This window comes from Hyphomonas sp. CACIAM 19H1 (genome assembly GCF_003325995.1).
Classification (GTDB): domain Bacteria; phylum Pseudomonadota; class Alphaproteobacteria; order Caulobacterales; family Hyphomonadaceae; genus Hyphomonas; species Hyphomonas polymorpha.
In genome coordinates, this window is the sequence record NZ_CP016437.1 from 1,969,545 (window position 1) to 1,987,238 (window position 17,694).

Annotated in this window: 16 protein-coding genes and 1 tRNA gene; 4 read left to right on the top strand and 13 right to left on the bottom strand. The window is 62.2% G+C overall.

Features of this window, described 5'->3' with window-relative positions; all coding sequences use genetic code 11:
* Positions 1–11: 11 nt before the first annotated feature.
* From BBF93_RS09235 to recJ, 5 genes are all read right to left on the bottom strand, one after another.
* The gene (locus BBF93_RS09235) at positions 12–446 is read right to left on the bottom strand and encodes a PaaI family thioesterase (RefSeq protein WP_035595944.1); all 435 of its coding nucleotides are present in this window, start codon (positions 444–446) and stop codon (positions 12–14) included.
* The gene (locus tag BBF93_RS09240; protein WP_233349329.1) at positions 439–894 is read right to left on the bottom strand and encodes a DUF192 domain-containing protein; all 456 of its coding nucleotides are present in this window, start codon (positions 892–894) and stop codon (positions 439–441) included. Before BBF93_RS09240 ends, BBF93_RS09235 begins: the two co-directional genes overlap by 8 nt.
* Before the next feature lie 50 nt (positions 895–944).
* A complete protein-coding gene (locus BBF93_RS09245; RefSeq protein ID WP_035595942.1) occupies positions 945–1,472 on the bottom strand; it encodes a cold-shock protein in 528 nt (175 codons plus the stop codon).
* Between the two features lie 125 nt (positions 1,473–1,597).
* Positions 1,598–1,672: transfer RNA gene (locus BBF93_RS09250), tRNA-Glu, on the bottom strand.
* A 78-nt stretch (positions 1,673–1,750) separates the two neighbouring features.
* A complete protein-coding gene (recJ, locus tag BBF93_RS09255) occupies positions 1,751–3,544 on the bottom strand; it encodes a single-stranded-DNA-specific exonuclease RecJ (protein WP_114105714.1) in 1,794 nt (597 codons plus the stop codon).
* A gap of 150 nt (positions 3,545–3,694) precedes the next feature.
* Between recJ and purB the strand changes: the two genes are divergently transcribed.
* From purB to BBF93_RS09275, 4 genes are all read left to right on the top strand, one after another.
* Complete coding sequence (gene purB / locus BBF93_RS09260) at positions 3,695–4,993, top strand: adenylosuccinate lyase (protein WP_114105715.1); 1,299 nt, start codon at positions 3,695–3,697, stop codon at positions 4,991–4,993.
* A gap of 137 nt (positions 4,994–5,130) precedes the next feature.
* Entirely contained in the window at positions 5,131–6,414 is a 1,284-nt protein-coding gene (locus BBF93_RS09265) for a dipeptidase (RefSeq protein WP_114105716.1), read from the top strand.
* 109 nt (positions 6,415–6,523) lie between these two features.
* A complete protein-coding gene (locus BBF93_RS09270; RefSeq protein ID WP_035595934.1) occupies positions 6,524–7,267 on the top strand; it encodes an SDR family NAD(P)-dependent oxidoreductase in 744 nt (247 codons plus the stop codon).
* Positions 7,268–7,457: 190 nt separating this feature from the next.
* Positions 7,458–9,617, top strand: a complete 2,160-nt coding sequence (locus tag BBF93_RS09275; protein WP_114105717.1) for a TonB-dependent receptor — start codon at positions 7,458–7,460, stop codon at positions 9,615–9,617.
* Positions 9,618–9,795: 178 nt separating this feature from the next.
* On the opposite strand, the gene lpdA is transcribed toward BBF93_RS09275, so the two are convergent.
* The 8 genes from lpdA to eno form a co-directional block, all read right to left on the bottom strand.
* On the bottom strand, positions 9,796–11,211 hold the full coding sequence (gene lpdA, locus BBF93_RS09280) for a dihydrolipoyl dehydrogenase (RefSeq protein WP_114105718.1): 1,416 nt from the start codon (positions 11,209–11,211) through the stop codon (positions 9,796–9,798).
* Between the two features lie 106 nt (positions 11,212–11,317).
* Positions 11,318–12,649 (bottom strand): pyruvate dehydrogenase complex dihydrolipoamide acetyltransferase, encoded by a 1,332-nt coding sequence (locus BBF93_RS09285; protein WP_114105719.1) that lies wholly within the window; start codon positions 12,647–12,649, stop codon positions 11,318–11,320.
* A gap of 1 nt (position 12,650) precedes the next feature.
* On the bottom strand, positions 12,651–13,055 hold the full coding sequence (locus tag BBF93_RS09290) for a hypothetical protein (protein ID WP_114105720.1): 405 nt from the start codon (positions 13,053–13,055) through the stop codon (positions 12,651–12,653).
* Positions 13,045–14,454 (bottom strand): pyruvate dehydrogenase complex E1 component subunit beta, encoded by a 1,410-nt coding sequence (locus BBF93_RS09295; protein ID WP_035595923.1) that lies wholly within the window; start codon positions 14,452–14,454, stop codon positions 13,045–13,047. The genes BBF93_RS09290 and BBF93_RS09295 overlap by 11 nt, the downstream gene beginning before the upstream one ends.
* Positions 14,454–14,858 carry an MAPEG family protein gene (locus tag BBF93_RS09300; RefSeq protein ID WP_114105721.1) on the bottom strand — a complete coding sequence of 135 codons (405 nt, stop codon included), beginning with the start codon at positions 14,856–14,858 and terminating at the stop codon, positions 14,454–14,456. Before BBF93_RS09300 ends, BBF93_RS09295 begins: the two co-directional genes overlap by 1 nt.
* A complete protein-coding gene (gene pdhA / locus BBF93_RS09305) occupies positions 14,858–15,868 on the bottom strand; it encodes a pyruvate dehydrogenase (acetyl-transferring) E1 component subunit alpha (RefSeq protein WP_114105722.1) in 1,011 nt (336 codons plus the stop codon). The genes BBF93_RS09300 and pdhA overlap by 1 nt, the downstream gene beginning before the upstream one ends.
* Positions 15,869–15,934: 66 nt before the next feature.
* The gene (locus tag BBF93_RS09310) at positions 15,935–16,234 is read right to left on the bottom strand and encodes a septum formation initiator family protein (protein ID WP_035595917.1); all 300 of its coding nucleotides are present in this window, start codon (positions 16,232–16,234) and stop codon (positions 15,935–15,937) included.
* Positions 16,235–16,349: 115 nt separating this feature from the next.
* Positions 16,350–17,630, bottom strand: coding sequence for a phosphopyruvate hydratase (gene eno / locus BBF93_RS09315; RefSeq protein ID WP_035595914.1), 1,281 nt, complete (start codon positions 17,628–17,630; stop codon positions 16,350–16,352).
* Positions 17,631–17,694 lie beyond the last annotated feature (64 nt).

A 17,694-nucleotide genomic window follows, 5' to 3' on the forward strand; every position in this document is an offset into this window, starting at 1 on the left:
CTGGCCGGAGCTTATTCGGCCTTGCGGCGCACCGTGCGGAACACTGCGCTGGCGCGTGCGGCAAGGCCCCCATCTTCCTTCACGATGTTCGCGCTGACATGAATGAAATCCCCGTCCACGGAGGAAACCTCCGGATGGGCTTCGATCCACTCGCCCTCGCGGGCTATCTCCATGAATTCCAGCGTCAGCCGGATCGTGACGGACATCTTGCCGGTCGCGCTCCACACAGCCCAGGCCAGCGCGCTGTCCGCAAAGGCTGACATCATCCCGCCATGCAGGAAGCCCATGCCGTTGCAGTGCCGGTCCAGCACCCAGAGACCAGTACGCATGTCGCCCGGCGCGGTCGCCCGATAGCTCGGCCCGTTATGGATCGTGAACTTCCCGCGCGAAGGCGTCAGCGCAAAGCCGTCACGCGGCAGCGGCTCTGCCGTTTGGCTATCAGCCACCGGTATTGCCGAAGAGCGGGTGAACAATCGTATCGCCCGGCTCGATGCCAAGCTCCTTGGCGCGCCCGCCGGGGATCTCGAGCACAGCGCGCACCGGCACGCCGGGACCAATCGAGCGCAGAGAACCGGGCTGCGCATTGCGGGCAATCGCAATCACACGGCCATCTTCCAGAATGAACAGCATATCCAGCGGGATGAGCGTATTCTTCATCCACATGCTGGCCTGACGGGTCATGCCGAAGTCAAACAGCATGCCGGCATCGGGGGCGAGTTCCTGGCGGAACATAAGGCCCTGCTGGATCTCTTCCGGCGTGACCGCCATCTCTACCGTAAAGGCGTGCGTTTCATCGCCCGACTTGATGCTGAGAGGTGAGGTTTCCAGCTGGGCGAAAGCGGCCTGAACGAACATGGCCGCAGCGAATACGAGGGTGAGGATGAAGCGCATCATGGCGCTGGTTTACCGGGGCCTTCTGCAGGCGGCAAGCGCCTAGCGCGGTTCTACCGGCGCTGTTTCACGAAGGAGACATGCTCGCCCTTAGCGCCAGCCTCGATCACCACCTCAATGCGCGTGCCCGGCTCGATCTCTTCATAGCCGGCCTTCCGGAGCGCCACGGCATGAACGAACACATCTGTATCGTCACCATCCCGCAGCACGAAGCCATACCCGCGCGCGCGGTTGAACCATTTCAGGGTTACCGTTTCGAAGTCCGGCCGCAGGCCATTCTCCTGAGCCAGCACGGCGCGGGGGCGTTCCATCTCGATGATGTGGACTGTCTGCCAGCCACGCTCCTTGCGGACCGCATCACACACAATCTTGGCGCCTTCATCGGCATAGTTTTCGCCATAGTCCCGCAGGCAGGAGATGTGCACCATCACATCGCCTGTCATATCGGGATCAGAGCTGGATTCAGCCACGATGAAACCATAGCCCTTCGCGCTGTCGAACCATTTGATATGGCCGATCACGCGGGCGGCAGGCTCGCTGGCGGTTGCCTCTGATTCGGTCTTGGCTGCAGTCTTAGTCATCAACCCAAATTCCCCAGCAGGGAAACCTAGAGCGAGAGGGCGCGCTTGTCACGCGATCTTAACCCGTAATGCGGGTTGGAAGTCACATGACCGTCCAGAAAGCGAGCAGTAAGGAGAAAGTCTGGTGGCAGTCCCTAGGGGAATCGAACCCCTCTTTTCAGGTTGAAAACCTGACGTCCTAACCGATAGACGAAGGGACCGCACCGGCTTGAGAACCGGGCATATAGCGGGTGATTTCTTACCCTGCAACCCGTTTCAAACGAAGTTCTGCAGAAGATTCACAGCATTGATGCATCAAGAATTTCGAGCTGCACGCGGCGGCGGCCATTCCACTGGTCAGATTTGAGGCGGCCAGCGAGGCCAAGACGCTGCCCAGTGCGTAGCAGGTCCCCTATAGGCTCGTCCGCAACACGCCAGGCAATGCATTCGATTCGGCCGGTATTGTTCTCCGCCGTAAAGCGCAGATGGTTGGCGCCGATCCGGCGCACCCCCGTTGGCATCACATCTGTCATGGCAAAAACGGGCTCCGGCGCGCCGGTGCCGAAGGGCCCGAGCGCTGCAACCTGATCATAAAGCGCGGTCGTTGCGCTGCCGGGCGAAAGAACGGCGTCAATGTGCAGGTCCAGCGCGGCGTCCCGCTCAGCCTTGAACTCCGCCATATGGGCGACCATCCAGTCGTCGAAGGCGGGGATCTGGTGCGGCTCCAGGCTGAGGCCGCCGGCCATCGCGTGGCCGCCGCCAGACAGGATCACGCCTTCCCGCGCCGCCGCTGAAATCGCGTCGCCCAGGTTCACGCCGGTAACCGACCGGCCAGACCCTTTCGCCACCGGTCCGAGTCCCTCGCCCCAGCCGATAATGATGGTGGGCAGGTGGAACCTGTCCTTCAGGCGGCCCGCCACGATGCCGATGACGCCGGGGTGCCAGCCTTCGCCCGCGGCAATGATGATGCCGCGATCCGGATTGGCCGCCAGCGCACGTTCAGCCTGCGCCGTAGCTTCTTCCTGTATGGCCGCTTCGACAGCGCGCCGTTCATCGTTCAGCGCATGCAGCCGCTCGGCAAGTTCAATTGCTTCGCGCCGGTCATCGGTCGCCAGCAGCTTCGCCGCCAGCCAGGGATCCCCCACACGCCCCCCCGCATTGAGGCGCGGCCCCAGCAGGAAGGTCGCGTGATAGACGCTCTCGATCTGACCAATCCCGCTGACATCGGCGAGCGCCCGCAAGCCGATATTCTCGCCGCGCGCCATGATGCTGAGACCCTGACGCACAAAGGCGCGGTTCACCCCGGTCAGCGGAGACATGTCGCAGAGCGTGCCCAGCGCGCAGAGGTCGAGATAATGCAGAATGTCCGGCAGCCCGCCTTTCGGGGCGAGATTGCGCTGGCGCGCCAGCCGGTTCATCGCCGCGGCAAAGACGAACACCACGCCTGCCGCCGCCAGATGCCCATTGCCTGAAGGGCAGTCAGGCCGGTTCGGGTTCACCAGGGCCGCCGCCTCCGGCACATGGCCCGACATCAGGTGATGGTCGATCACCACGACCGGAAGATCAATCGCGCGGGCCTCGTCCAGTGCACGCACCGCCGCCGCGCCGCAATCGACCGTGATCACAAGATCGTAGCCCTGCGCCTTCAGGAAACGGAATGCTTCCGGCGATGGGCCATAGCCCTCTTCCAGGCGGTCGGGCACATAGAGGCCGAGTTCCCTGCCCCAGGCGCGGAAATATTTCGCCAGGATGGCCGAAGACGTGCCGCCATCCACATCATAGTCGGCAAAGACGCAGACACGCTTTCCTTCCAGGATGGCGTCCAGAATGAGGCCTGCTGCCTTGTCCATATCAGCAAAGCTGCTGGGATCGGGGAACAGCTCCCGCAGGGTCGGCGCCAGATAGTTTGGCGCGCTTTCCGGCGTTACGCCGCGCCCGGCCAGCAGGCGCGCAACCAGATCAGAGCCCGCCGCCACCGGCATCAGCCGCCGCACCAGCGCTTCGTCCACCTCAGCCAGCCGCCAGCGGCGCCCGCCGGCGGAGCGTTCCACGCCCAGAAACGGCGATCCGTGGACTATGGCGGGTTGGGACATGGGGCAGCCTTCGGAAGAATCAGCGCTCAGAGTAAACCAAGCCGGCCCTGGGGTGAAATCCATCGCTGCACAGGGCTGGCGAAACCCGGCCAACCGGCCTAGACGGCACGTCAGAGCACCACCCCGAAATACCACGAACGAGAGCGCACCATGATCCCCCGTTATACCCGCCCGGAAATGGCCGCCATCTGGACGCCCGAATCCCGCTTCCAGATCTGGCTCGACATTGAAACGCTGGCCGCAGAAGCCATGGAAGAGATGGGCCAGATCCCGAAGGGCACGACCGCCGCTGTCCGCGCCCGCGCCAAGTTCGAGCCCGAGCGCATCGACGAGATCGAGCGTGAAGTGAAGCATGACGTGATCGCCTTCCTCACCAACGTTGCCGAACATGTTGGCGATGAGGCGCGCTTCCTGCACATGGGCATGACTTCGTCCGACGTGCTCGACACCTGCCTCAACGTTCAGCTTGTGCGCGCCGCAGACCTGCTGCTTACGGGCATCGACCGGGTGCTGACCGCCCTCGAAAAGCGTGCCCGCGAGCACAAGTTCACCCCCACCATCGGCCGCAGCCATGGCATCCATGCCGAGCCGACCACCTTCGGCATCAAGCTCGCCACCTTCCATGCCGAGTTCCAGCGGGCGCGCCAGCGCCTGGTGATCGCGAAGGAAGAAGTGGCCACCTGCGCCATCTCCGGCGCCGTTGGCACCTTTGCGAATATCGACCCGAAGGTTGAGGAGCATGTCGCGGCCAAGCTTGGCCTGACGATTGAGCCAGTCTCCACACAGGTCATTCCGCGCGACCGCCACGCAATGTATTTTGCCGTCCTCGGCGTAATCGCCTCATCAGTCGAGCGCCTTGCCACCGAAGTGCGCCACCTGCAGCGCACGGAAGTGCTGGAAGCGGAAGAGTATTTCTCCGCCGGCCAGAAGGGCTCCTCCGCCATGCCGCACAAGCGCAATCCGGTGCTGACGGAAAACCTCACCGGCCTTGCCCGGCTCGTGCGCTCGGCGGTGACGCCGGCGCTCGAAAACGTCGCCCTCTGGCATGAGCGGGACATCTCCCACTCCTCCGTCGAGCGAGGCATCGGTCCGGACGCGACCATCCACCTCGACTTCGCGCTCCACCGCCTTGCCGGCGTTGTGGAAAACCTGGTCGTCTATCCGGAAAACATGCTGGCCACGATCAATTCGATGGGCGGCCTGCACAACTCCCAGCGCATCCTGCTGGCGCTTGTGGAGAAAGGCGTCAGCCGGGAGGACGCCTACCGTCTGGTGCAGCGCAACGCCATGCGCACCTGGAAAAAGGAAGGCCCGCTCAATGAGCTGCTGAAGGGCGACGCCGACGTTACAGCCCACCTCTCCGGCGCGGAGATCGATGCCCTGTTCGACCTTGAATATCATTTCAAGCATGTCGACACGATTTTCGCCCGGGTTTTCGGCAAAGCCTGACGCAGGCACAACAGATCGGCTCAAATCAGGGCGGGCCTCCGGGCCTGCCCTTTTCTTTGCAGGTTCTGCGGTTGACCCACGGCGCTGGCGGGTGAACATCCCGCAATCCTTGGACTCACATTGCGGGGCTTGATCGCATGAAGAAACTACTCCTGAGCGTGGCGCTGGGCGCCCTTCTGACGGCCTGCGCCCCTGATGCGCCGCAGACGGAGGGCGCCCCGCCCGCAAAGGCGGCTGAAGCTCCCGCGCGCTCTGCAAGTGACGGGGTCCATTTCCGCGCGCTGGTGCTGGATACCCACCTCGACACCCCCGCCTATTTCCACACCCCCGATTACAACTTCTCCCAGCGCGGCGACTTTGATGTGGATGGCACGCATGTCGACCTGCCGCGGATGAACGAAGGCGGCCTGGATGGCGGCTTCTGGGTCATCTTCACGCCGCAGGGCCCGCTGGACGAGGCCTCCTATCTGGCCGCGCGCAACATGGCCATTCTGCGCCAGATGTCGATCCGCGAACTCGCGGCGAAATACCATGAGGATGTTGAGCTTGCCTTCTCCACCGCCGATGCGGAACGGATTGCGGCTGCGGGCAAGAAGATCGTCTTCCAGAGCATGGAAAACGCTTATCCGCTGGGCACGGACATCTCGATGCTCGACACCTTCTACATCGGCGGTCTGCGCATGATCGCGCCCGTGCATTTCCGCAACAGCCAGTTTGCCGACAGCGCGACGGATGTGAGCCCCGCTTATGGCGGCCTCAGCCCGCTTGGCGAAGCGCTGGTGCGGCGCGCCAACGAGCTGGGCCTGATCCTGGATGGCTCGCACGCTTCGGATGACACGGTGCGCGACATGCTGGAGCTTTCGACCACGCCAATCATCCTGTCCCACTCGGGCCCCAAGGCCGTCTATGATCATCCGCGCAACGTGCCGGACGACCTTCTGATCGCCATCGCGGAAGATGGCGGGGTCATCCAGATCAATGCCTACGGCTCTTATCTGGAGGCCCTGCCGGCAAGCCCCGAACGCCTGGCGGCGCTCGCCGAGCTTGAAGCGCAATATGGCCGTGACACCTCTACGATGGACGACGCGACCCGCGACGCTTACCGGGCCGCCTTCCAGGAGTTGAACAAGGCGTTTCCGCCGCCGCGCTCCACCTTCGAGAAGTTCATGGAGCACCTGCTCTATACGCTGGAGCTGGTTGGCCCCGATCATGTCGGCGTGGGCGCAGACTGGGATGGCGGCGGCGGTGTCGACGGAATGAAAGATATCGTGGACCTGCCGAAGGTGACAGCCCGCCTCGTGGAGGCTGGCTATTCCGAGGAAGACATTGTGAAAATCTGGGGCGGAAACGTTCTGCGCCTGATGTCGGAAGTGGAAGCGGCCCGCACCTCTGACCTGGCATCGCCGCAAGTCCTGAACTGAACGCGAGGGAAGATGCCCTCACCTCGCGGCAGGCAGCGGGTTTCTCTGTTGATGATGCCGGTGGCGTGAAACAAGCTCACCGCCAGCATCAGAAACTGGAGGAACCCCGATGGCGCGCAACCTGTTCGACCTGACCGGCAAAGTGGCACTCGTAACCGGCGGCAGCCGCGGCCTTGGCTATCAGATGGTCAAGGCTTTCGCAGAGAACGGCGCCGACGTGATCATTGCCAGCCGCAAGCTGGATGCCTGCGAAGCCGCGGCCGAGGAAGTGCGCAAGATGGGCCGGAAGGCCTTTGCCTTTGCCGCTCATTGCGGCCGCTGGGATGATATCGATGCCCTCATCGAAGCATCCTATGCCCATTTCGGGCGCGTTGACGTGCTTGTGAACAATGCCGGCTCCGGCCCCCGTATGGCGAGCCATGAGGTGACGGAAAACCTGTTCGATTCCGTGCTGAACCTGAACTTCAAAGGCCCCTTCCGCCTGGCCAGCCAGGTAGCCAAGCGGATGGCCGATGGCGAGGGCGGCTCAATCATCAATATCTCGTCTTCGGGCAGCCTCGTGCCCCTGCCGCATGTGGTGCCGTATGGCTCTGCCAAGGCGGCGATCAATGCGATGAGCTTGTCGCTGGCGCATGAATATGCCCCGAAAGTACGGGTGAACACGATCTGTCCCGGCCCATTCCTGACCGACATTGCAAAGGCCTGGCCGGAGGAAATGCGCCAGTCTGCGGACAATGCGCTGGGCCGTCCTGGCTACCCCGAGGAGATCGTGACCGCCGCTCTCTATCTGGCCAGTCCGGCATCCAGCTTCACCACCGGATCGTTGCTGCGCGTGGATGGCAGCGCGGCCTGAACCTGGCTGAATAACAGCGACAGAAGGCGACAAAAGCCCGCCACTGGCGGGCTTTTTCCTGTCAAACGCGGACAATTGCCGGACAAATCCGGACAGGAATTGGACAGGGTGGGACAGTGACGCCCCTTGCGTGGAACTTTGCGCCCCGATATTGCAACATTATTACATTACTCAACCGTGAGCCTCCCAGATGAAACGCACGCTCCTGCTGACCGCGATCTCCGGTCACCTCCTCGCCGGCCTCGCCATCGCCCAGGAAACCGACTCGCCGCGCATCGAGGCGCCCATCATCGTCACCGCGCCTGGCCCCGCGCGCTCCAGCGACGAGCTGATCGGCAACGCCACCGCGCTCGACCGGGCTGACATCGTCGGCCGCCTCTCCGGCACGCTGGGTGACACGCTGTCGGGCGAGCCGGGCGTCTCCTCCACCTTCTTCGGCCAGGGCGCCAGCCGGCCTGTGCTGCGCGGCCTAGGCGCTGAACGCGTGCAGGTGCTGACCAATGGCATCGGCGTGATCGACGTCTCCGCCGCCAGCCCGGACCACCAGGTGGCCGCAGACGGCATCGATGCCGACAAGATCGAGATCCTGCGCGGCCCGGCCGCCCTTGCCTATGGCGGACAGGCGATTGGCGGCGTGGTGAACGTGATTGATGGCCTGATCGTGGACACCCTGCCCGAGCGCACGGTGAGCGGGGAAGCCTATGGCGCGTGGAACGGCGTCAACCGGGGCACCGAAGCAGGCGGCCGCGCCGCCTTCGTGGCCGGTCCGCTGGTTTTCACCCTCTCCGCCTCCCAGCGCGACTTTGGCGACTACAAGATCCCCGGCCTCGCCGAGTCCCGCCAGCTTCGCCACCGCGAGGAATTGGAGCATGAGGAGCACGATCACGACGACGAGGACGAAGATCACGATCACCATCACGAGGAAGAGGCCGCAGTTTCTGGCCGCCTTCCCAATTCCTTCCTCGATACCGAAACCTTTGGCGGCGGCGTCAGCTGGGTGGGTGAACGGGCCTTTGCAGGCTTTGCCGTGCGCCAGCAGACTTCGAAATACGGCCTGCCGGGTCATTCCCATGCGCATGAGGAACATCATGACGACGACGACCATGATGAGGACGATCACGACCATGATCACGATCATGACGACGAAGCCTCGCCCTATGTGGACCTGAAACAGACCCGCTATGACTTCCGCGCCGGGATCAACCTTGACGGCCCGATCCTCAAAGCCATCACCGGTACTCTGTCTTACTCCGACTACGAACATAGCGAGATCGAGGGCGATGAAGCCAGCTCCGTCTTCAAGACCGATGGCATCGAAGGCCGGATCGAACTTGACCATGCCCTTGCCGGATTTGAAGGCGCTGTGGGCGTTCAGTTCCTCGACAAATCCCTCGACGCGACCGGCGGCGAAGCCTTCCTGACACCGACCGATACGACCTCTTGGGCCCTGTTCCTCTATGAGACCCGCGACTGGGATAACGGCTTCGGCATCGAAGGCGGCCTGCGCGTCGAGCAGCTGGAACATGACAATGCCGACGCGGGCAAGGTCGAGTTCGACCTCTACAGCGCCTCTGCCGGCGTTCACCAGCATTTCGGTGACGGATGGTTTGCCGGCGCGCAGATCGCCTATACCGAGCGCGGCCCGAACGAGAGCGAACTCTTCGCCTTCGGCCCCCACCTTGCCACCGAGCAGTTTGAAGTGGGCGACGCTTCCCTCAGCAAGGAAAAGGGTCTGAACCTGGAAGGCACCCTGCGCTGGCGGGGCGACCGGGCAAGCTTCGGCATGAACGTCTTCCACACAAGCTTCAGCGACTTCATCTATCTCGCCCCGGGCGCCATCGAGGAAGACGGCGAACTGGTGACCGAGGAAGACGGCCTGCCGGTTTTCGCCTTCGTTCAGGATGACGCAACCCTTTATGGCGGCGAAATCTATGGCGAATACTACATCAACCAGGGCCCGCTGGGCGCCAACTGGAAGTTCCGTTCCGGGATTGATTATGTTCGCGGCGAACTCGACAGCGGCGGCAACCTGCCCTTCGTTCCGCCCCTGCGCGTAACCGCCGGCGCGGATGCCGACTGGCAGCGCGTGATGGCAGGCGCGAGCGTGGAATGGGCGGACAATCAGCGCCGCGTCGGCGAAGGCCAACTGGGCACCAGCGACTATACGCTGATCAACCTCAAGACCGCCCTGAAACTCTCCGAATACGGAATTGGCCGCGAGGGCACACAGCTGTTCGTGGAAGTGCGCAATGTGACAGACGAAGAGGCGCGCCTCGCCACCTCCGTTCTGCGCGACACCGTGCCCCTGCCCGGCCGCAACGTCCGCGCGGGTCTGCGGTATACGTTCTGATCTCTCACCTGCCCTCAAACAAAAGCCGCCGCAGCAGAACGCTTCGGCGGCTTTTCATTGAACTTAGTTGAGGCTCATGGTGAGCGAAGTCGAACCACGAGCCGGGAAACACCTACGTGCACCACATTTCCGGCTCGCCCTTCGACTTCGCTCAGGGTGAGCCTGTGTCAGCGCTAGATTAAACGTGGATCACGCGGCCTTCCGCATCCAGCACCGCCTCATGCATCGTTTCCGACAGCGTCGGGTGCGGGAAGATGGTGTGAATCAGATCCTGTTCGGTCAGTTCGCCCTGGCGGGCGATGACATAGCCCTGGATCAGCTCGGTGACTTCCGCGCCGATCATATGCGCGCCGAGCAGCTCGCCGGTCTTCCTGTCGAAGATGGTTTTCACCATCCCATTCTCCGCCCCCAGAGCAATCGCCTTGCCATTGCCGATAAAGGGGAAGCGGCCGACCTTGATGTCATAGCCCTTGGCTTTTGCAGCTGCTTCCGTCAGGCCCACGCTGGCGACCTGCGGATGGGAATAGGTGCAGCCGGCAATGTTTGACGCGTCAAACGGCTCTGCATGGTTTTTCCCATGGATGCCTTCGACGCAGACGATGCCTTCATGGCTGGCCTTGTGGGCCAGCCAGGGCGGGCCGGTGAGATCGCCGATGGCATAGAGGCCGGGCACGCCCGTGCGCCCGAAGCCATCGACCACGACATGGGTTTTCTCGATCTTCACGCCGAGCGCTTCGAGGCCGAGATTCTCCACATTGCCGACAATGCCGACGGCGAGGATGGCGCGGTCGAATTCCTTCGTTTCCTTCTTGCCGTCCTTCGTTGTGATTTCGGCCGTGAGCGTATCTTTTCCGGGTTTCAGGTTTTCCACCTCTGCGCCGGTGAGGATGTTCATGCCCTGCTTCTTGAAATCCTTCTCGGCGAGGCCGGAGATTTCGGCGTCCTCAACGGGAAGAATGCGCTCCATCACCTCGGCAACGGTCACTTCACTGCCCAGCTCGTTATAGAAGCTCGCAAACTCGATGCCGATGGCGCCCGAGCCGATGACCAGCAGGCGCTTAGGCATCACATCCGGCGTCATGGCCTCGCGATAGGTCCAGACGAGCTTGCCATCTGCTTTCAGGCCAGCCTGCGGAATATCTCGGGCGCGGGCGCCGGTCGCCAGCATGACATTCTTGGCCGTATACGGCGTATCCTTGCCATCCTTGCCCTTGACGATGACCTTGGGCGCGGGCGCCCCTTTTTCCAGACGGGCCGTGCCTTCGATCACGTCGATCTTGTTCTTCTTCATCAGGAACTTGACGCCGCCCGAAAGCTGCGCGGCCACACCGCGCGAGCGTTTCACCACCGCTTCCAGATCAAAAGACGGGTTCTCGATCTTCAGGCCGAAGGATTTGGCATGCTTGGCCAGATGCAGCACCTCGGCCGAGCGCAGCAGCGCCTTGGTCGGGATACAGCCCCAGTTGAGACAGATGCCGCCGAGGCTTTCGCGCTCGACAATCGCTGTCTTCATGCCGAGCTGGCTGGCGCGGATCGCCGCGACATAGCCGCCGGGACCGGAGCCGATGACGATGAGATCGTATTGGGTGGACATTTGCATTCTCCTTGGCCTGACGGCTCATGGTGAGCGAAGTCGAACCATGGGGCGTCCGCGCATCCTTCGACTTCGCTCAGGATGAGCTACCCGATTACTTCACCAGCTAAAGCAGCATCGCCTCGGGCGTCTCCACATAGCGCTTGAACGCCGCGAGCCATTTGGCGCCCTCTGCCCCGCCGATGACGCGGTGGTCACAGGTCAGCGTGACGCTCATGACCGTCCGCACAACGACATTGCCCTTCTCGTCCACCACGGCGCGTTTCTCGCCGGTGCCCACCGAGAGGATCATGCCTTCGGGCGGATTGATGATCGAGGCAAAGGACTTGATGCCGAACATGCCGAGGTTCGAGATGGAGAAGGTGCCGCCCATATATTCCTGAGGCTTCAGCTTGCGTTCGCGCGCGCGGGTCGCGAGGTCTTTCATCTCTTCGGAGATTTCAGCCAGGCCCTTCTGCTCCGCCTTGAAGATCACCGGCGTGATCAGGCCGCCCTCGACCGCGACGGCAACCGAGATATTGGCGTGCTTGTGATAGGCGATGCCTTTGTCCGTGAACGACGCATTGCAGTCGGGCTCATCGATCAGGGCGAGCGCGGCGGCCTTGATCAACAGGTCGTTGACCGAGACTTTCACGCCTTCGCGCGCGGCGTTGTTGATCGCCGTGCGGGAGGTCAGCAGATTGTCGAGCGTGATGTCCACATTCAGCGGGAAATGCGGCACCTGCATGAAGCTCTGCGTCAGGCGCCTCGCGACCGTCTTGCGCATCCCGTCGAGCGGTTTCAGCTCATAGGTATCGGGCGCGTAAACGCGGTCGTCGAGGATCTGCGGCAGGATGAGGCCATCGGGCGAGGCAGGTGCAGCGGAACCTGCCGAAGCGGCCTGGGCACCGGGCTTGGCGGCTTCCACATCGCGCTTGATTATGCGGCCATGCGGGCCGGAGCCCTTGAGAGCCTTGAGATCAATGCCTTTGTTGGCCGCGATCCGCTTGGCCAGCGGCGAGGCCTTGAGGCGCGCGCCGTCATCAGATTTTGCCGGGGCGGCCGCTTTGGCGGGCTCTGGCTTTGCCTCTTCTTTTTTGGGCTCGGGCTTCTTCTCTTCGGCTTTCTTTTCGTCTGCCTTCGGAGCGTCTTCCTTTTTCTCTTCCTTCTTCGGCGCGGCGTCCGCCGACGGCGCCTTCACGGAGGCCGTGTCTTCACCGTCTTCTGCCAGAACGGCAATGACGGCGTTGACCTTCACGCCTTCGGAGCCCTCCGGTACGACGATCTTGGCAACGGTACCTTCATCGACGGCTTCGACTTCCATCGTCGCCTTGTCGGTCTCGATCTCGGCGATGATGTCGCCGGATTTGACGCTATCGCCTTCCTTGATCAGCCATTTGGCCAGCGTCCCCTCTTCCATCGTGGGGCTCAGCGCGGGCATGGTGATGTTGATGGCCATGCTAGTTGTCCTCCACAATCTTTGGTGCTCCATAGCACGCGAAGCGCAAATTCCATTCCCGAGCGTTAAGAACATACATCTCTAGTGAACGGATAGATTCTGTAATATCTGGAGCATTCTGCGCAATGTTCTCTACAAGCTGCTCCTTGCAAAAGGAGGAATCTGAAGACTGCCGCACAAACTCATCAACATCGGCACCAAGTGCCTCAATCAACTCGTCAGCAAAGCTGAAATATATCGGGTTACAGCTAACACTTCTGATCGCCTCCCCACCGCTCTCCTGAAAGTCCATTGTCAACTCGTCGCCGTCAAACAGCCAACGCTTTGCCAGCCATAGCTTGTCCGCTGGCAGCACCGAACGAGCGTCTTGCAGGTTATCTACCTTGGCAAAGAGGCTATCCCACATAACACACCTTCTTCGCCGCCTCGACGATATCATCCGCATTCGGAAGGCTTAAGGCCTCAAGATTTGCGGCGTAGGGCAACGGGACGTCTTTCTGGTGGACGCGGACCGGGGGCGCGTCGAGATAGTCGAACGCTTCGGCGACCACGGTGGCGGCGATCTCTGCGCCGACGCCCATGAAGCGCCAGCCTTCTTCGCAGCAGACGAGGCGGTTGGTTTTCTTCACGCTCTCAACGACCGTGTCGGTGTCGAGCGGGCGCAGGGTGCGCAGGTCGATCACTTCGGCGCTGATGCCCTCTTCGGCGAGGCGCTCGGCCGCCTGCAGGGCAAAGCCGACCATGCGGGAATGGGCCACGAGGGTCACATCCGTGCCTTCCCGCTTCACCGCCGCCTTGCCGATGGGGACGATGTAATCCTCCACATCCGGCACCGGGAAGGTTTGGCCATAGAGCAGTTCATGCTCGAGGAAGACAACCGGGTTGGGATCGCGGATCGCGGCCTTCAGCAGGCCCTTGGCATCGGCCGCGTCATAGGGCGCGATGACTTTCAGGCCGGGGATTTGTGCGTACCAGGCCGAATAATCCTGGCTGTGCTGGGCGCCGACGCGGCTGGCCGCGCCGTTGGGCCCGCGGAACACGATGGGGCAGCCCATCTGGCCACCGGACATATAGAGCGTCTTGGCGGCAGAGTTGATGATCTGGTCAATCGCCTGCATGGCGAAGTTGAAGGTCATGAACTCCACAATCGGCCGCAGGCCCGCAAAGGCGGCGCCAACGCCAAGGCCGGCAAAGCCATGCTCCGTGATCGGCGTATCGACCACGCGGCGATCCCCGAATTCCTGCAGCAGTTCCCGAGTCACCTTGTAGGCGCCCTGATACTGCGCCACTTCCTCGCCCATCACGAAGACGCGCTCATCCTTGCGCATCTCCTCGGCCATCGCATCGCGCAGCGCGTCGCGCACCGTGGTGTCAGTGAAGGTAGTGCCTTCGGGCAGCGAGCTGTCTTTAACGATTGCCGCGCGCGGCTGTTCCGGCGCCTTGGGCCTGGGGTCTTCCTCTTCGGGAACGGCCTTTTTCGCCTCTTTCACTTCACCTTCTTCGGATTTGGCCTCGGCCTTGTCTTCCTTCGGCTTGGAGGGCGCAGCCTTCGACACGTCTTCGCCGTCGGCTGCGAGCACCGCGATGACGGCGTTGACCTTCACCCCTTCGGTGCCTTCGGGCACGACGATCTTTGCCAGAACGCCTTCGTCCACGGCTTCGACTTCCATCGTCGCCTTGTCGGTTTCGATTTCGGCGATCACGTCACCAGACTTGATCGCATCGCCCTCTTTCTTCAGCCATTTGGAGAGCGTGCCCTCTTCCATGGTGGGCGACAGCGCAGGCATTAGGATGTCTACGGACATTAATTAACTCCGGAAAACGGAAGAACTTGAAGGAAAATCATCACGAGGCCCGCCGCGCCAACGCCATAGGCCAGCGAGCGCAGGACAGGTACGCCAAACCAGTAGAGCGGCGCGAACACGAGACGAGCGAAAAAGAAGATGGCGCAGCCCAGCGCAGTCCATTCATTGGCGCGGCCAGCCGCCTCCACGATCAGGACAAGCGGCACGAACAGGCACATCGCTTCGATCATATTGGCGGTGGCGCGCTTTGCCCTGCCATAAGCAGGGCCCGCCGGCGCCAGCGCGTCTCGCGGACCCAGCAGGTCCTTGAGCGCGTACTGACGGTTTCCGGTTACGACTTCGCCGAGAATGTAGACGAGGAAGAGCGCGACCGTGGCCGAAAGCCAGGAAAGCTCAACGCTCATCACACCGCCTCTTCGATCAGAACATCCGTCCACAGCTCGCTGGGATCGGGCTCCGGGCTCTCCAGGGAGAAGTCGGCAGCCTCTTTCACGATGGCCTTGATCTCGTTGTCGATCTTCTTGAGATCGTCCTCTGTGGCGTGGCCCAACTCGAGGATCTGGCCTTTCAGGCCCTCGATCGGATCGTGGTGCGAGCGGATGTCGTCCACCTCTTCCCGCTTGCGATACTTTGCCGGGTCCGACATCGAGTGGCCACGATAGCGGTAGGTCTTCATCTCGAGGATGTAGGGGCCCTTGCCGCTGCGCGCATGCTTGACGGCCTTCTCGCCCGCCTCACGCACCGCGAGCACGTCCATGCCGTCGACCTCTTCGCCTTCGATCTCGAAGGAGATGCCGCGCTTGAACAGTTCGGTCTCGGAGGCATGGCGCTCAACGCTCGTGCCCATCGCGTACATGTTGTTCTCGATGACGTAGACCACCGGGAGCTTCCACAGCGAGGCCATGTTGAACGCTTCGTAGACCTGGCCCTGGTTTGCCGCGCCATCGCCGAAATAGGCGAGGCTGACATTATCATTGCCGCGATACTTGTTGGCGAAGGCGAGGCCCGTGCCGAGCGGCACCTGCGCGCCGACGATGCCATGGCCGCCATAGAAGTTCTTCTCTTTCGAGAACATGTGCATGGAGCCGCCCTTGCCGCGGGAATAGCCGCCGACCCGTCCGGTCAGCTCTGCCATCACCCCATTAGGGTCCATGCCGCAGGCCAGCATATGGCCGTGGTCGCGGTAACCGGTGATGACCTGGTCACCTTCCTTCAGGCAGGCCTGCATGCCGGTAACGACTGCTTCCTGCCCGATATAGAGGTGGCAGAAGCCTGCGATCTTACCCATGCCGTAAAGCTGCCCGGCCTTTTCCTCGAAACGCCGGATCAGCAGCATCTCCCGGTAGAAGGCAAGCATTTCTGCCTTGCTGGCCTTTGCGGGTGCCTTTTTTGCACTCTTTGGTTTTGTTGCCATAACGATGTGCCTCCCAGAGGCCTTTATGTCGCCGCAATATTGCAACGACAAGTCAGAGCATCGTTGTCAATTTGCAGAGCTGCGCTCGGGTGTGAGGAGAACGATCTCTCCAGGATATACAAATGCAAGCTTATCACGGGCCAGCGCTTCTACATAATCAGGGTCTACCGACCCTGGCGTCAGCCGCCGGATATCGACGCGCAGGCGATCAATATCCTGTTGAATATCAGCCAGTTCCGTCTTCCGGGTTTCCAGTTCGATCTGGGCATCGGTCCAACGGCCCAGCCCCTTCTCCCCCGCGAAGGCGTGGAAGGCAAAGTAGAGCACAAGCAGACTGAGCCCGAGGGCCTGAAGCCGTGAAACCATGCCTCATCCATGCCGCGCGTTGGTTAAGGCTTGATGACCATTAATGCCGGAGCCGGTTCCATAAACAGTTCGGGGCCTCGCAGGGCCCCGAATATCAGGTGTTTTCAGGCCCGGATCAGCCGGCATTGATGCGCGCAAGGCCCGCATACATGGCGATGGGGCCGAGTTCTTCCTCGATCCGAATCAGCTGGTTGTACTTTGCGATCCGGTCAGACCGGCTGAGCGAGCCGGTTTTGATCTGGCCGCAATTGGTGGCCACGGCGAGGTCGGCAATCGTCGAATCCTCGGTTTCGCCCGAACGGTGGGACATGACGGCGGTGTAGCCATGCAGGTGGGCCAGTTCGACCGCGTCCAGCGTCTCGGAAAGCGTGCCGATCTGATTGACCTTCACGAGGATCGAGTTGGCCGCGCCGCGCTGCAGGCCGATGGCCAGGCGGTCCGGATTGGTCACGAACAGGTCATCGCCAACGAGCTGCACGCGGTCGCCCAGCATTTCGGTCAGCGCGATCCAGCCATCCCAGTCGTCTTCGGCCATGCCGTCCTCGATGGAGAGAATCGGATAGCGGCCGCAGAGATCGGCGAGATACTTGGCGAACTCGTCGGAAGAGAGCGACTTGCCCTCGCCGGCCAGCTCATACTTGCCGTTCTTAAAGAATTCGGTGGAGGCCGCATCGAGGGCGAGCGCAATGTCTTCGCCGGGGCGATAGCCTGCTTTTTCGATGGACTTCATGATGAAGCCGATGGCCTCGTCTGTGGAGGCAAGGTTGGGCGCAAAGCCGCCTTCATCGCCAACATTCGTGTTGTGGCCGGCGTCATGCAGGGTTTTCTTCAGCGCGTGGAACACTTCCGCGCCCATGCGCACGGCGTCCGAGATGCTCTCGGCGCTGACCGGCATGATCATGAATTCCTGGATGTCGATCGGGTTGTCGGCATGGGCGCCGCCATTGATGATGTTCATCATCGGGGTCGGCAGGATGCGGGCATTGGCGCCGCCGAGATAGCGATAGAGCGGCAGGGCGGACGACTCGGCCGCTGCCTTGGCCACGGCCAGCGACACGCCGAGAATCGCATTGGCGCCGAGGCGGGATTTGTTGTCCGTGCCGTCCAGATCGATCATCAGCGTGTCGATCAGGCGCTGGTCGGTCGCGTCCATGCCAGCCAGTTCGTTGCAGATCTCGCCATTGACGGCTTCAACCGCCTTCAGGACGCCCTTGCCGTTATAGCGGCTCTTATCGCCGTCGCGCTGCTCATGGGCCTCGTAGGCGCCCGTTGAAGCGCCCGAAGGCACAGCGGCGCGACCCGTCGAGCCGTCGTCCAGCGTGACATCGACTTCGACCGTCGGATTGCCGCGGCTGTCGAGAATTTCGCGGGCGTGAATGTCGATGATTTCGCTCATGGAGGAGGTCCCCTTACCGGCGTTTTACGTGCAAATGAAAAGCGCCCCCTGCGAGGTGCAGGAG

Coding starts and splice junctions, on each gene's coding strand:
- BBF93_RS09300 (WP_114105721.1), bottom strand. CDS start 14,858: ATGAGCGTTGAGCTTTCCTGGCTTTCGGCCACGGTCGCGCTCTTCCTC.
- lpdA (WP_114105718.1), bottom strand. CDS start 11,211: ATGTCCACCCAATACGATCTCATCGTCATCGGCTCCGGTCCCGGCGGC.
- BBF93_RS09285 (WP_114105719.1), bottom strand. CDS start 12,649: ATGGCCATCAACATCACCATGCCCGCGCTGAGCCCCACGATGGAAGAG.
- BBF93_RS09310 (WP_035595917.1), bottom strand. CDS start 16,234: ATGGTTTCACGGCTTCAGGCCCTCGGGCTCAGTCTGCTTGTGCTCTAC.
- BBF93_RS09270 (WP_035595934.1), top strand. CDS start 6,524: ATGGCGCGCAACCTGTTCGACCTGACCGGCAAAGTGGCACTCGTAACC.
- recJ (WP_114105714.1), bottom strand. CDS start 3,544: ATGTCCCAACCCGCCATAGTCCACGGATCGCCGTTTCTGGGCGTGGAA.
- BBF93_RS09240 (WP_233349329.1), bottom strand. CDS start 894: ATGATGCGCTTCATCCTCACCCTCGTATTCGCTGCGGCCATGTTCGTT.
- BBF93_RS09265 (WP_114105716.1), top strand. CDS start 5,131: ATGAAGAAACTACTCCTGAGCGTGGCGCTGGGCGCCCTTCTGACGGCC.
- eno (WP_035595914.1), bottom strand. CDS start 17,630: ATGAGCGAAATCATCGACATTCACGCCCGCGAAATTCTCGACAGCCGC.
- purB (WP_114105715.1), top strand. CDS start 3,695: ATGATCCCCCGTTATACCCGCCCGGAAATGGCCGCCATCTGGACGCCC.
- BBF93_RS09290 (WP_114105720.1), bottom strand. CDS start 13,055: ATGTGGGATAGCCTCTTTGCCAAGGTAGATAACCTGCAAGACGCTCGT.
- BBF93_RS09295 (WP_035595923.1), bottom strand. CDS start 14,454: ATGTCCGTAGACATCCTAATGCCTGCGCTGTCGCCCACCATGGAAGAG.
- BBF93_RS09245 (WP_035595942.1), bottom strand. CDS start 1,472: ATGACTAAGACTGCAGCCAAGACCGAATCAGAGGCAACCGCCAGCGAG.
- pdhA (WP_114105722.1), bottom strand. CDS start 15,868: ATGGCAACAAAACCAAAGAGTGCAAAAAAGGCACCCGCAAAGGCCAGC.
- BBF93_RS09275 (WP_114105717.1), top strand. CDS start 7,458: ATGAAACGCACGCTCCTGCTGACCGCGATCTCCGGTCACCTCCTCGCC.